The sequence below is a fragment of the Prevotella sp. CAG:592 genome, from assembly GCF_000436015.1.
Classification (GTDB): domain Bacteria; phylum Bacteroidota; class Bacteroidia; order Bacteroidales; family Bacteroidaceae; genus Prevotella; species Prevotella pectinovora.
Genome location: NZ_FR892546.1, coordinates 1 through 14,527 on the forward strand (window position 1 = coordinate 1; position 14,527 = coordinate 14,527).

Below are 14,527 nucleotides of genomic sequence, written 5' to 3' on the forward strand. Positions count from 1 at the left end.
CTGTCAGATTGTCTGGTTTTTTGTTGTAGTCTTCTGATAAACAGACGGTTGACTGTCTTGCAATTGTCAGCCAATTGTCTGGATGGTTTGCTCAGATGAAAGGAATTGTCAGGTGTGAGGAATCGTCTGGTCAAAGTAATTGTCAGATGTGAGGAATTCAGACTACAGGAATTGCATGCGTTGGCAGGATCCAGAAAACAGGAATATGGGTATTACAACATTCACTTTTGGGGCATCATTCTGACAGCAAATCTCCCCAACAGGGGCAAGCACGTTGCCCATGATGGGTAAGCACGTTGCCCCAGTTGGGCAAGCAGCGTGCCCAATTCCTGAACTTTTGTTGTCCTTGCCAATGTTGTTTTTTAGGAGGTGGAGTCCTCTTGGGCTCCGGGAGTATATCGGTGCGTATTCTATATACCTTCGTATATTGTATACAAAGGTAAATATAAAAGATGTGTATCTGCGGAGTATATATTCTGCAGGAGGTGGTTTGGGGTGTCAGATTCCCGTGTTCTGGTGAAGCATCTGCACGTTTTCGTCCCAGATGTCCTTCAGACTTTCCGTGTCGCCGTCGTCGGCATAGTCTGTAATCGCCAGGATACAGTCGTTGGTAATCTCGCCAACCTCAATCCTCAGTTCGCAGTAGGCGTCGGGATTGGTGTCGTCGTCCCATTTGAAGCGGATGAACTTCTCTGCCTTTTCCTTCACTATGGTTGCCGTCTTAGTGTCTTTGTTCATATACGATGTCCCCCATGTGAATGTCAGCTTGTCGCCTTCCCGCTCCACCTCGTCAGCCATCCATCGTTCCAGTCCGGTAGCTTCGCTGATAATGGGCCATACCGCACTTGGTGATGTAGCGTTGAGTTCATACTCCAGATAGATTCTTTTCATGTCGTCCATAGATAAATAGATATTCTGTGCCAGTGTGTTGACCCCGTCGGTCGTAGATTCTGATGCCTTGACAACAGTTAGTAGCGTCCGATTGGGGCATATCTTCAGTTTTATGTTCTATTTTGGGGCAAAAATACAAAAAAACATTGTATTGAAAGATTTTCTTGAAAATATTTTGGTGGTTTAAATAAAAAGTCTTACCTTTGCACTCGCAAAAAAGAAATGATGGCGGGATAGCTCAGCTGGTTAGAGCGCATGATTCATAATCATGAGGTCCCCAGTTCAATCCTGGGTCCCGCTACAAGTCTTAAGGATGTATCTGAACTTGATGTTTGGTACATCCTTTTTTGTTTTTCGACGGTCGAAGATGCCGCTGACTGAACCATCCAGATGGTTTCTGACAATTTCAGATGCTTAACAGTCAGAGACTCAGGTTGTTACGTGCGAAAACCAGATGGTCTGATGATTTTTTTGTTTTTCCTCTTTTCAGTACTTTTTACGGTAATATTAGCGAGTGTGTCCCCAGCTTCCGGTGGGGATACAAGCAGTTATAAAACATATTAAACCCAAAACGGTCATTAGGCCGTTAAATGTGATATTTTATAACTGCTTGCAGTCTTTTGCTTTTTATAAGGCGTCTTTTGTCCGTTTTTAATTCGCAATAGCTTGCTATTACTCATTAAAAGCCAACCAAAATCCACTCTTCTTAAAATCAAAATCCAAGCAAGCCCTAACGACCGATTTGGGTTAAACCCAAAACGGTCATTAGGCCGTTAAATGTGATATTTTATAACTGCTTGCAGTCTTTTGCTTTTTATAAGGCGTCTTTTGTCCGTTTTTAATTCGCAATAGCTTGCTATTACTCATTAAAAGCCAACCAAAATCCACTCTTCTTAAAATCAAAATCCAAGCAAGCCCTAACGACCGATTTGGGTTAAACCCCAAACGGTCATTAGACTGTTTGGGGTTAAGTTGATTTTTACAGCGGACGGTCGCTTGTTGAGGCTTGACTCTTTATGTGCGTTTCGCCGTTGCGGTCCACATATTTCGCCTTTCCTGTGTATTCGCCTCCAGAGTCGGCCATCCTCATGATGCGAGCCTGACAGCCAGGAGTCTTGCCGTGGTTAGGGAATACACCGTCGGCGTCGGTCTCCTCAAAAGTAAAGTAGGCAGAAAGACCCTCCGGCACCTCTTTGTCGGTGAACCCCCTCATGCATCGCAACACCTCCTCGGCGGTCAGCGCCCTGTTCCATATCTGCACATCGTCGATGGCACCGTTGAGGCCAGCCTTATATACACCGCTTCCGCCGATGCGGATGTCAGCCACTGCGTTGTGGTCAATCCTCTTGTTGTCGGCAGGCATCAGTTCGCGGCGAGTAGATTCCGGCATCTGCAGCGGACCGGCCACGAGCCTTCCGTTTATATACACCCTCTGCACCTTCTCCTTGTCTTGCGTCACCATGATGTGCGTCCACACGCCTGCCGGGATGCTGTATCCGTCTGTCGTCATGTCGCCGTGACCTTCGATGTCGCCGCCGCAGCCCATCGTGCGATACATAATTTCGTTGGCAGGATGGTTCTTGCCGCTCTTCTCGTCGGTCCATGGCGGACAAACCTGCACCCACAGGTCGCCCCAGTTGTTGAACGGCCATTTGTCGGCTATTGAATTCTTCGACACGATGTTTGTTCCCTGCTTGTCATGCGTCCAGTCGTCAGCCTTCACCCATAGGGCTACCGAATATTCCAGTCCAGGCAACGCCTCGGCAGGAATTGTCAGCATATACGGGTCGTTGAGCTTGAGCGCCTTCGATGTGGAGGAGAGAGGCGACACCTTCACCAGTCCTCGTGTCATCGTCTGCGATCCGTCGCCGTTGATAGTCATCAGGTCGTAGATACCATCCTTGTCTATACTCGTGGTGATGGAAGTGGAGTTCTCCGCCTTCGCTATCACCTTGTCCGTCAGAGCGTCGATGATTCTCCATTCCTTTGCCGGCGGCATCATGTTGTCCTTATAAAATACGGTGAACGCCTCTCCCGGCTTTATCCTTTCGCGGTCGATGGCCGGTGTGCTGTTCAGAGCGTTGTATTCAATCACCCTGTAGTCGCTCCATGCTATGTCAGAGCCCTGCTGTCCGTCCGGCGACACGGCACGCACACCGAATCGGCATTCCCTCTTGCAGCCTTCAGCCAGCGGAGCGCCGATCACGTATGCCGCCCATGATTCCGTGGCGGTGAGCAGCTGCTGCGGTCTGCCTTTCTGCTGGAAGTATATCTCGTAATACCAGGTGCCCACCTCGTCGTTGTATGTCTTCTCGTCGCCCTTTTCCTCCTTGGAGGCATAGCGCATCTTGAAGTCCACGGTGTGGTTCCATCCCCGCATCACCTCTATTTCCTTTATCCATGGCTTCACGGTGTTGAACCGCTGTCTGGGGTTGCGGACAGCCATCTCGCCGATGTTCATCACATAGTCGTCGCCCGTGCCTTCCACCACGATGCCCATCATGGCTACCTCGTCGCCGGCTTTCAGTCCCAGCTTTTTCAGAGGCGTCTTGAATGTGGTCCATGTGTTCTCCCTTTTTGCTGCAGGCAGTGCTATCTCCTTGTATTCCGACGTGTTGCCTTTGAGCGCCACGAAGAGTCTGGCGTGTGTGTCCCTGCCTTTCGGCATCTTGTATGTCAGCGACAGTTCGTAGGAAGGCTGCGTCAGCAGCTTTGTCTTGAAGAGTTTTATGCGTGAGAACTTCGTCGCTCCATGCAGCTGCAGACACGAGCCTCCGGTGTAGCTGTCGTCCCACGACAGTTCGGCATTTACAAACGAGCCGATGTTCTCTGCCGTAGTCCGGTCATCCTCGTCGGTTATCCAGAAGCGCCATGTCGGCAGGTAGTCCTGGGTGTTGAGGTTATACCATTTGGAGTCGAAAGCCACCTTTCCGTCCTTGTAGTAGTGCAGTCCGTTGCCCAGATTGAAACGGGTGACAAACGGCACCTGCTGTATCGTTGACTTTGCCGTCAGCAGACGGGCAAGTCCGTGGAAGGTTCTGAGGTCAGCGTTAGACAGTGAGCAGTCTGTACGTACCTCCGGCAGCAGGGCAGGGTTGCGGTAGCCGCCGGAGAACGACAGTTCCTGTTTCAGTAGATACGCCTTCTGGATGATGACGTCAGCCGTGCCGTCGTCGGTAGCGCTCTGGTGAAGCAGGTTCTGTGAGTGTGCTCCCCATACGCCCACCGATATGTCGTTGTTCACGAGGTCCTGCCAATTCTTGTTGTTCCAGGCACGTCCCTGAATGTCGAATCCTGCATAATAGTCGTAAGGACTTCTGCCCAGCGACCGAGCGTATTTTGCCGACGCCTTCAGAATGTCGTCCGTCCAGTTGTAGTTGGCAAAAAGGCGGTCTGTGGTGATGCTGTCTTTCGTGCCGAACATCCTCTTGTTCTGTTCGCCGAGTCCGCAGTCGAGCGACAGTTCTCCGTTGTCGTCGGTCACATCATACCATTGCAGTTCGAATGTCCATCCAATGTCCTTCGCCTTGCGGTGGACGTCGATGAAGAAATCCTGCAGCCGCATCATCGTTGCCTTGTCGGTATTGAATTCCGAGTTCACTCCCAGGGCGTTGATGCCGTAGTATTTCATCAGACGGGCAAGTTTCAGAGAGTTCCTGAACGAACCGTCGGTGTTTCTCTCCGCCAGTTTCATCAGCGTCTGCGAATAGTCCGCCTTCACGGTGTCGCCTACTTCGGCATCCCAAGGCACCGAGAGCACGCATCCCACCGTGACACCATTCTTAGCCGCAGCATCGCTGATGCCAGCCGACACTCTCAGCCATGGTGCCGACCAGTTGCCGTGGGTGTCGATATACTGCCACATAGAGAAGTTGTCGCCCTCAAAACAGTAGCGGGGCAGAGCCTTCCATTTCGTCGTAGGGTCGTCGAGCGGTGTCCACAGGAACATCCTGCGCTCAGCCTCCACATCGTTTCTCACCTGATAGTCGCCGTCGGTGATGCGCTTGAGCGGACGCTGGCGCGAGATGAAAAACTCATCGTCGATTCTTGACAGACCGCAGGGTGGGGTGCCCGGCTGCCAGGAGTCGAAGAATCTGTAAAGGTTCTTCCAGTTTATCTCTTTCTTCTCTCCTCCCACAGTCACCTTCTCAAAGTCGAAGTCGTGTTTTGGAGTGCGTTGTGCCGTTGCCGTCATACATGTTATGAGGGCAACGGCGATAGTGGTGATGGTGTTCTTCATGCGTAAATAAATTATTGCCGTTTCACAAGTTTACAGACTTGTCATTTCTTCTTCATGTCGATGACCAGTTTGCCCACGTAGATGCCGCTCTTGCCGTTCTGGTCGTTGCCGATGCTCTTGCCGTCGAGGTTCTTGGCATATCTCAGCTCTTTGAACATGGAATGAGAGTGACCGCCGAGCACGAGGTCGATGTTGCGTGTCTTTGCCATCATCACCTTGTCGTTCATGGCGTCTTCGTTCCATCCCAGATGCGAGAGACATATCACGATGTCGCATTTCTCCTTCAGCTTCAGATAGTCGGCAGTCTGCTGCGCCTTCTCCACAGGGTCGATATATTTCACTCCCGGACAGTTCTTTGCCGACACCAGTCCGTCGAGTTCCGGCGCCAGGCCGAACACTCCGATTTTCATTCCGCCTCTCTTTATGATGGTATAAGGCTTCACGATGCCCTCCAGACAAGTGCCGCTGAAGTCATAGTTGGCACATACGATGGGGAATTCCGCCATCTTGAAGATGCGTGCCATGTTTTCGATGCCGAAGTCGAATTCGTGGTTTCCGATGGTAGCGGCATCATAGCCCATCATGTTCATGAGACCAATCTCCACATCGCCGCGGAACATGGAATAGTATGGCGAACCCTGTGAAAAGTCACCGCTGTCGAACAGCAGCAGCTGCGGATTGGCAGCCCTTTGCTCCTTTACCATCTCCAGACGGCGCAGGAATCCGCCGCGTCCTGCCACGAGAGTGTCTTTGAGAGTGGTCTTCAGAGGCATTACACAACTGTGGGTGTCGTTGGTGTGGAGAATCACCAGCTTCTTTATCTTCGCCGATGCGCAACTGATCGTGGCGCACATCAAGGCGATAAGGAATATCTTCTTGTAGTTCATAGTGTCGTGGTTATTTGTTTCTTACGAATCTTCCCTCTACATTGGCGTCGATTACGATGCCCTTTGCCGAGGCTTCCTTGAAATATCTGATGATGAGGTCGCGCACGTTGTTCTTTTTGCCGCCAGGATTCTTCACGTCGGTCTTGCTCTTGAAAGCTACCATCCTGTCGTTGCCCTCAGCCACATAGTCGAGAGTGGCGATGCGGTATACACGTTTAGGGTCCACCTCCTCGCCGTTTATCTTCAGGCTCAGCAGATGCAGGTCCTTGTCCATTACTGCCGCCACACCGTGGCTCACGCCCTGGCCGCCCCATCCAGCCATCTGCTGGAAGAGTTCCGTCACCTTCTCGCCGGTCAGCGAACAGAAGCAGAGCTTGTTTTCAAACGGTGCCACATCGAGCACATCGCCATACGTGATGTTTCCTTTTGGGAAAGCCGCACGTATTCCGCCAACGTTGTATACTGCGAAGTCTGGCTTCTCGCCGAAGTCCTTTCCGCTCCAGAGCAGTATGTCGGAAAGGAGGTTAGACAACGGACTCTCCGGCTGGTAGCTCTCAAGAGCCTTTGCAGTCTTGCCCACCACCGGACCCATCACGCTGTCCACTTGAGCTCTGAATGGAGCTATGAAGGCTTCCGACTTGGCATCAGCCTTGTCGTATCTGCTGTCGATCAGGATGCGGCTCCTGTCCACGTTCTGCATCTCATAATGGGAGACGCAAGAGGCAGAAAGCATCGTAGCCGCCGCGACAAATGTAATTGATAACAGTTTGTTCATACTTATGTATTTTTGTGTCTTCTTTGTCTTATGCTGAGGTGCAGCATATCTTATCTTTGCAAAGATAAAAATATAAAATGGCATTTCCAACCGAAATGCCATTAATTAGTATTATCTTTTGCTTATCGTGCCGTCGTTGGCAATAGTGAGCTTCGGATTGCTGAAGTCAGCATTCGTCAGACTCCGTATCTCTTTCGCCACAAGGTTCAGAGGGTCGCGACGCGGACCCTTGCCGCGTTGCTGGATGAAAGAGTTTATCTTTCCGCCGACGAAAGTGCCGTCGGCTGCGTTGACGGTGAGCTGCAGCACCGGAGCATAACCCGATATGCCGCTGATGTTCACGCCGTATGGAGTGCAGAAATTGCCAAGACTGTATGCTATGAAATGATTCTTGTATAGTTCCACAGCCCTCACCACATGCGGTCCGTGGCCATACACCACGTCAGCGCCGTTGTCTATGCAGAAGTGGGCGAAGTTTCTCAGGTCGCCGCGGTTCTCTCCGAGGAACATCTCCTTGCCCTGTGGTAAGTGTTTGTGTGCCGTACCCTCCGCTCCGCCGTGGAACGACACTATCACGATGTCGGCTTTCTCTCTGAGATTGCCGATAATCCTCTTCACGTTCTCCAGGTCGGCATGCTTCAGTGTGTAAGAGTTGTGGCCGAAGGCGCAGAATCCGTATCTGATGCCGTTGCGTTCCACTATCGCACTTTCCTTTCTTCCGCCGATGCCCGAATATGCTATGCCGTTGGAATGGAGAGTGGCCTCGGTGGATTTCACGCCGTCGAGACCGAAATCGAAGGCATGGTTGTTCGCCATGCTCATGAAGTCGAAACCGGCATCGGCAATCAGTTTGCCGTAGCGGGTTGGCACACGGAAGGAGTAGCTGAATTTGCCACCCTTCTTCGTCGTCTCCCCCTCATCGGCGAGGGCGCCCTCCATATTTCCTGCCGCCACATCGGCATTTCCTGCCGCCACATCGGCAGCTGTCAGGATGCTGTCCACATCCTTGAAGAGCGTGGCGCCGTCTTTCTCCGGCAGACGGCTGTCGGGGAATGTAGTGCCCGGCATTATGTCGCCCACGAAGGCAAGGTTCAGTGTGCCGCCCTTGGCTCTTCTGTCAGATGTCATACTTGCCGCAGGTGCCTGCTTTCCCTTGTCGGCAGGAGCCTTGGCTGCTATAGTGTCGGAAACGCCAACGGGCACAGAGCCTTTGCGCTCGGTGCCCGTTGAAGTGCAGGCGATGGATATCCCTGCAATTATCATCAATGAAGCTAATGCTTTCATAAGAGATTTTTATAGTATACGTGTGTTATTGAGTAATCCTTCTTGCGCCCACATAGCGGCGAGAGTAGTAAGGCTCTGTGCTCTGGCTCACCTTCACGCCCTTTATGCTGGCGTGGATGAAACTGAAGTTGCCGTTCATCGGGTCGTAGTCAACCACGATTCCCACGTGGCCGATACCCTTGCCGGAACGGGGACTGGTGAAGAACACGAGGTCGCCGGTCTGCAGATTGCTGCTTGCCACAGCCTCGCCCTGGGTGTATTGTCCGCGAGAAGAACGGTTGAGCTCTATTCCCATCTGCTTGTAGAGATAGCTTGTGAATCCCGAGCAGTCGAAGCCGCCGGGACCCGATGCTCCTGAGCGATAGCGTGTGCCGATGAGCGAGAATGCCTCGTCCATGAGGTTTTCCATTGAAGCAACGTCGTAGTTGTCCACATTGCCGTCTTCCGAATACAGGAAGTCATAGTTGTCGATTTCGTCTGTCTGGTCGTTATCGTTGTCTGGCAGCTGTGCGAATGTCGGTGTGACAGCCACGAACAATGCTGCGAGAGCAATCTTGATGCTTTTTTTAATGTTCATATTCCGTTTCCGTTTTTTTTATGCGCCGTCATCTTGCCTGTTTCCTGGCAGACACAAAAGAAGACCATACCCATACATGTTTCATGTGGGTTCACTCTTGGGTGTGACGATGGTTCATTAAGCGCATTAGGTTCTGGCCTGCCGGGCTTGGAATCAGGATGACAATAAACGACATTATCCTTCTCCCTGTTGACTTTCGGCAGCCATTTTAATTAGTTTGCGGTACAAAGATAATAAAAAAAAGCGACTTCACAATGCCTTTTACATCTTTTCAAGCCCATGCCTTCAAGGGGTTGCAATGTTGTGAAAATTTCTTAGCCACTGATTTTTAGCGATTTAGCTTTATGTCGTGCAGTTTTTACTTTAAGTTTTTCTTTTAATATTCGTTAACAACGATTGATTAACAAATATTGCAACGGCGGTAAAGGTTTCTTTGATTTTCGTGGTTAAATCAGAGTGCATCAACGCTTATACACATTGTATTTTCAGTTTATGATTGGCGGGCAGAAGTGTTTATGTAAAAGGCCGTTTGAGAACTTTTGCCGTTCCGAGTTCCGCTTTTGCCAGTATTATATAAAAAAGACAAGAGGTAGAACCGCGGAGTCCGCAGGTCCAACCTCTTGCCGGTATTTTTTTCAGTCTGTTGTCCCGTTGTGGGCAGTCAGTATTATTTCACCTGGATTACGAGATACTTGCTTGTGCTCCAGAAGATGTCAGGGTTCGTGATGCGCAAAACATACTGGTCTTTGGCATCTGTGGTGAGCGAGTAGCTGCTCGATGGGTGCATGGTGAGGATTTTTGCCGATTTGGAATACAGTTTGATTTCCTTCTCCACGCGGATATCTATCTTGGTGAAGTAGCTCTTGTTGAAGTTGCCCTGCAGCACCTTGCCCTTCACGAGGATGTTCTGCGCCTTGAGTTCCTTCTTCGTACCGAAGGCAAACCATGCCGTGTTGAGCTGCTTGTCCTGCGAATTGATGGTCTGGGTCTTCTGTTCGCTCTCCGTCTTGAGATCGCTCATGTTCGTGTTCAGGTCGCTGATGGTCTGGTCAAGCTCGGCGATGTGTATGTCTTTGGCGGCAAGTTCGGCACGCAGCTGCTTCAGCTGTTCGTCCTTTTCCTCCATCTGCTTTATGAGATTGTCAACGGTGCGTTTCAGTTCGCTGCTCTTGAAAGAGCTCTCTCTCATCTGCTGCTGCAGTTTGGCGATGAGCTCGCGGTTCTGCTGCATGCGCTGCTGTATGAACTGGATGTTTTCTTTTATCTGCTCCTGCTTGTTCTGTCCCTCGCCCTCTTTGGCTATGGTGACACGCTCTTCAGCCTTGTTGATGGCGCGGAATCCCTCTTCCACATCGTTGAGCATTCCCACCATGTCGTTTATCTCCTGGTCGCGCTGGGCGATGATTTTCTGAAGTGAGTCGTTCTGTACTATGTTAGACAGTTCGCCCGTTGCCTTCTCGTTCTTGCAGGCAACTATCGTCGCCAGGCAGAACACGATAAATAGAATCTTTTTCATGAGTATCTTATTTTCCGTTCTTTTACTTTTCTTGTTGTTTAACTTTTTCTAAAGTTATATTGGGGTTACCTTTTATTCTCCTTGTTCTTCGTCTTCGGCAGGGGCAGGTCGGTTGCCTCTCCTTTCCTTCTTCTGCCTGTTCTCCTTCTTGTCCTTCTTCTCCTCCGGCCTTCCGGCGAGCACGATTACGAATTCGCCCTTCGGCGGAATCTCCTCGAAATGTGCTATCACCTCGTCGAGGGTGCCTCTGACGCTCTCTTCGTGTATCTTTGAAATCTCGCGGCAGGCGCTCACCTGTCGGTCACCGCCGAAATATTCGGCAAACTGCTTGAGCGTCTTCACCACACGGTATGGCGACTCATAGAAAATCATCGTGCGCGACTCCTCGGTGAGGCTCTCCAGACGAGTGGCGCGTCCCTTCTTCTGAGGCAGGAAACCCTCGAAGCAGAAACGGTCGCAGGGAAGTCCCGATGCCACTATCGCCGGCACGAATGCCGTTGCGCCAGGCAGACACTGCACCGTGATGCCGGCAGCCACTGCCTCTCTGGCGAGATAGAAGCCAGGGTCGCTGATGCCGGGAGTGCCGGCGTCGCTGATGAGGGCCACAGTCTGTCCTCCCTTCAGCCGCTCCACGATGCCGGCAGATGTGCCGTGTTCGTTGAACTTGTGGTGTGCCATAAGCTGGTTCTTTATCTCAAAATGCTTCAGCAGGATGCCCGATGTGCGGGTATCCTCGGCAAGCACCAGGTCGGCCTCCTTCAGGATGCGGATGGCGCGAAGCGTCATGTCCTCCATATTGCCGACAGGCGTCGGCACGATATACAATGTTCCCATATGAGCCACAAATATAAGGATATTAATCAGGAGGAGCAAAAAAACTGATAGTTTCTTTGCAATTTTTAAAACGTCTTTGTACTTTTGTGCTCAAATGAACAATAATTTAGCAGGGGAGACACACCGCCCCGGAAGGATAGAAGTGGTGTGCGGCTCTATGTTTTCCGGAAAGACAGAGGAGCTGATAAGGAGAATGAAAAGGGCCAAGTTTGCCAAGCAGAAAGTGGAGATTTTCAAGCCGTCGCTCGACACCCGCTATTCCGATGTGGATGTGGTGAGCCATGACCAGCATTCGATACCGAGCACACCGATAGACTCATCGTCTACCATCGCCTTGCTCTCGTCAGATATCGATGTGGTGGGTATCGACGAGGCACAGTTTCTCGACGATGGAGTGGTGGACGTGTGCAACGACCTTGCCAACCGTGGCGTGAGAGTCATCGTGGCAGGGCTCGACATGGACTTCCAGGGCAAACCCTTCGGTCCGATGCCCGCCCTTTGTGCCATTGCCGACGAAGTGACAAAGGTGCATGCCATCTGTGTGAAATGCGGAGCGTTGGCATATATCAGCCATCGGCTCGTGGCAAACGATAAGCGTGTGCTCCTGGGCGAGCAGATGGAATATGAACCATTGTGCAGGGAGTGTTACCAACGCATCGTGAATGACAACGAGCTGCAGGGACGCTGATTTTGGGCAGGACGCATGGTGGTGTCGGGCCAGTTGCATAAATAAGGTGTAGCTCGCCGGATATAAAACAATGGTGTGACTTGTAATAATAAAAAAAGTATAGAAGCTTATGTTGGAGAAAGAGATTACTTTCGACCGCTTTGTGCGAATACTCGGTATCGTGCTTCTTGTGGGCGGCGTGATGTATACGATGAATTTCCTGAGCAGCGTGCTCCTGCCATTCTTCGTGGCTTGGCTGTTGGCATATCTGATGTATCCGATAGTGAAGTTCGTGCAGTATAAGCTGCATGTGCCCACCCGAGCCCTGTCCATCATAGTGGCGCTGGTGTTCGTGTTTGCTGTCATCGGTGGAGTGTTCTATCTCATCATTCCGCCGATGATAGACCAGTTTGAGAAACTCGGCGACATCGTGATGCAATATGTCAAGCAGGGTACCAACGGTGAGAGTTTCCAGGCTGTGGTGCAGCAGTGGTTGCATGACAACAGACAGGCGATAGAACAGGTGTTCAAGCGCAAAGACGTGTCAGACGCCATCAAGTCGGCGATGCCGAAACTTTTCAGCGTGCTCGGCCAGACGGCAAACGTGATATTGAGCATCGTGGCGTCGCTGATAACGCTGCTCTATATGTTCTTCATCCTGCTCGACTATGAGTACCTCTCATCGAGCTGGATAAAGATATTCCCCAAGAAGGTGCGCCCGTTCTGGCAGTCGCTGATGAAAGACGTGGAGCGCGAGCTGAACAGCTATATCCGTGGACAGTCGCTCGTGGCACTGATAATGGGAATACTCTTCTGCATAGGTTTCACGATAATCGACTTCCCGATGGCTATCGGTCTGGGAATACTGATAGGCATCATGGACCTCGTGCCATATCTGCATACCTTCGCCCTGATTCCAACGGCATTCCTCGCATTGCTCAAGGCTGCCGACACAGGACAGAACTTCTGGGTGATACTGGCGAGTGCCGTGGCGGTGTTCTGCATCGTGCAGGTGATAATAGACATGGTGGTGACGCCGAAGGTGATGGGAAAGGCGATGGGACTGAATCCCGCCATCCTGCTTCTTGCCCTCTCTGTGTGGGGCACGCTGCTCGGATTCATCGGACTTATCATAGCCCTGCCGCTGACAACGATATTGATAGCCTACTATCAGCGATATGTCACAAAAGACAAGGCGGCAGAACATGCCGATGCCGAATCCACAGAAGTTGCGGATGGCGCAGCCACTGCTGCTGCAACCCCAAAAGATAATTAAAATACCTTTGTCATAATACAACGGTATTAAAGAAACGACAGAAGCCTGCATGCAGTCGATGAAATACTGCTTGCAGGCTTTTGTCGTTTCTGGGGACCAATGATATCAGATGATTGTCAGACGAATATCAGGGTGTATGAGATTATCATGCGAATATCAAGGTATATCCCATATACACCAGGTGGGCGCAGACGGCTGCCACCAAACCGCCGATGGTGTGGGCGATGATAGCCTTTGGAGTCAAGTCGCGATAGCCCAGAGAGTCGAGCATCGCTGTGTGGGTGCTCAAGAATCCGCTCCAGCACATACCGATTGCCGTGAATACCGCAATGGCGTTGCCATCTACCCATCCGTGCTCAATGAAACCTGGCACCAGGCTCAATGCAGCGCCTACAGCTCCGAGAGCGGTGATAGGGAATGCCACGAGATGTGGGTCGTTGAATCCGAAGAGCCATTCAAACACGAAGTTTATCTTATAGGCAAGGGCTGGAAGCAGTTCCACACCCTGATATGCCGAACCGTCGTATCCGTTGGCACCTTCTCCGAAGGTGAACATCATCACGAACGTAGAGATGATGAGCACACCGGGGATGATGGCTATACCCACATCCACTCCGCTTCGTCCACCGTCGAGCAGACCGTCGAGCAGACGGATGAAGACAGACTTCTTCGGTTTGTCGCTCTCTTCGGCAGTCATTTCCTCCTCTTCTATTTCAACGGCATTCTCATGGGCATACTGAGGGAAAGCCTTCAGTATGAAAAACTGCATGAGACGTGTGGAGCAGACACATCCGCAGCAGGCTCCGAAGAGACCGATGAATGGTGCAGCATAGAATCCGTTGCCCACCATGAACACCATCACCAGAAGACCCATACCGAATGCCGTTCCAAAGTTGGTGAGGGAAATATACTGGTATTTCTTGAAGAACGAGGCGAATCTCTTGTCGTTGGCAAGTGATATGATGGCGGGGTTGTCTGAGAGGAACGTCATCACGGCTCCCAGCGATGACACACCGGGGAGATTGAACACCGGTTTCATCAGCGGGCGCAATAGCTTCTCAAGCAGGCTCACCACGCCGAACTCCACGAATACTCTGCCCAAGGCTCCCGTTATCACGCAGATGCTCATGAGATAGAACACTGTGTTGATCAGCAGGTCGTGGGCGGTCTTCATTATAGTGTTGAGCATGTTGGGAACTCCCATCACATAGCCCAGATATCCGAACAGCGCCACTACGATGAGGACGCACAAGCAGCCATTTGGCAGCAGACTTCTTTTCTTGGTTTTGTTTTCCATATTCCTTTTTGTTGATGTCTTAGGTATTGGATTTATTCTGAATAGGTTTTCTTGGTTTTTTGTCGTCCGGGCATTGCACCATCTGCCATTGTTGGCAGATGCGCTGTTGCCATGACATTATCAATAACCCATTTTGAACAGGTCAAGCTTTGCCGATACGCCAGCCTGAATAGTCAGTCTGTCGTTGAGCATCGTGCCGTCAGGGTTTGTGTTCTTTCCGCTGGTGTGTGCCACACCGAGGTTCACTCTGAAGTTCTTCTTGTTCTTTACAGGGAAGAACTCC

General features: G+C 51.1%; 11 protein-coding genes and 1 tRNA gene. 3 read left to right on the top strand and 9 right to left on the bottom strand.

Translation table 11 applies throughout. From position 1 onward, the window contains the following. Nucleotides 1–498: 498 nt before the first annotated feature. A complete protein-coding gene (locus tag QVO99_RS03900; protein WP_156145440.1) occupies nucleotides 499–891 on the bottom strand; it encodes an START-like domain-containing protein in 393 nt (130 codons plus the stop codon). Between the two features lie 227 nt (nucleotides 892–1,118). Between QVO99_RS03900 and QVO99_RS03905 the strand changes: the two genes are divergently transcribed. Further along, nucleotides 1,119–1,192: transfer RNA gene (locus QVO99_RS03905), tRNA-Met, on the top strand. Between the two features lie 678 nt (nucleotides 1,193–1,870). Here the strand turns inward: QVO99_RS03905 and QVO99_RS03910 are convergent. From QVO99_RS03910 to rsmI, 7 genes are all read right to left on the bottom strand, one after another. Beyond that, entirely contained in the window at nucleotides 1,871–5,131 is a 3,261-nt protein-coding gene (locus QVO99_RS03910; protein WP_022316291.1) for an endo-beta-N-acetylglucosaminidase, read from the bottom strand. Between the two features lie 41 nt (nucleotides 5,132–5,172). Beyond that, nucleotides 5,173–5,985, bottom strand: coding sequence for a bifunctional metallophosphatase/5'-nucleotidase (locus tag QVO99_RS03915; protein ID WP_288176944.1), 813 nt, complete (start codon nucleotides 5,983–5,985; stop codon nucleotides 5,173–5,175). Nucleotides 5,986–6,028: 43 nt separating this feature from the next. Then, nucleotides 6,029–6,793 carry a 5'-nucleotidase C-terminal domain-containing protein gene (locus QVO99_RS03920; RefSeq protein ID WP_044075440.1) on the bottom strand — a complete coding sequence of 255 codons (765 nt, stop codon included), beginning with the start codon at nucleotides 6,791–6,793 and terminating at the stop codon, nucleotides 6,029–6,031. Between the two features lie 111 nt (nucleotides 6,794–6,904). Continuing rightward, nucleotides 6,905–8,077 carry a CapA family protein gene (locus QVO99_RS03925; protein WP_022316294.1) on the bottom strand — a complete coding sequence of 391 codons (1,173 nt, stop codon included), beginning with the start codon at nucleotides 8,075–8,077 and terminating at the stop codon, nucleotides 6,905–6,907. A gap of 25 nt (nucleotides 8,078–8,102) precedes the next feature. Continuing rightward, a complete protein-coding gene (locus tag QVO99_RS03930; RefSeq protein ID WP_022316295.1) occupies nucleotides 8,103–8,654 on the bottom strand; it encodes a C40 family peptidase in 552 nt (183 codons plus the stop codon). Between the two features lie 667 nt (nucleotides 8,655–9,321). Further along, nucleotides 9,322–10,170: a hypothetical protein gene (locus tag QVO99_RS03935; RefSeq protein ID WP_022316296.1), complete on the bottom strand. Its 849-nt coding sequence runs from the start codon at nucleotides 10,168–10,170 to the stop codon at nucleotides 9,322–9,324. A 72-nt stretch (nucleotides 10,171–10,242) separates the two neighbouring features. Beyond that, nucleotides 10,243–11,004, bottom strand: a complete 762-nt coding sequence (gene rsmI, locus QVO99_RS03940) for a 16S rRNA (cytidine(1402)-2'-O)-methyltransferase (RefSeq protein WP_044065766.1) — start codon at nucleotides 11,002–11,004, stop codon at nucleotides 10,243–10,245. 94 nt (nucleotides 11,005–11,098) lie between these two features. Between rsmI and QVO99_RS03945 the strand changes: the two genes are divergently transcribed. Together QVO99_RS03945 and QVO99_RS03950 are read left to right on the top strand one after the other, a co-directional pair. Continuing rightward, entirely contained in the window at nucleotides 11,099–11,692 is a 594-nt protein-coding gene (locus QVO99_RS03945; RefSeq protein WP_042520147.1) for a thymidine kinase, read from the top strand. Nucleotides 11,693–11,801: 109 nt separating this feature from the next. Then, entirely contained in the window at nucleotides 11,802–12,947 is a 1,146-nt protein-coding gene (locus tag QVO99_RS03950) for an AI-2E family transporter (protein ID WP_022316299.1), read from the top strand. A 145-nt stretch (nucleotides 12,948–13,092) separates the two neighbouring features. Here the strand turns inward: QVO99_RS03950 and QVO99_RS03955 are convergent, their stop codons facing one another. After that, nucleotides 13,093–14,244 (bottom strand): CD0519/CD1768 family membrane protein, encoded by a 1,152-nt coding sequence (locus QVO99_RS03955; RefSeq protein ID WP_022316300.1) that lies wholly within the window; start codon nucleotides 14,242–14,244, stop codon nucleotides 13,093–13,095. Nucleotides 14,245–14,527 lie beyond the last annotated feature (283 nt).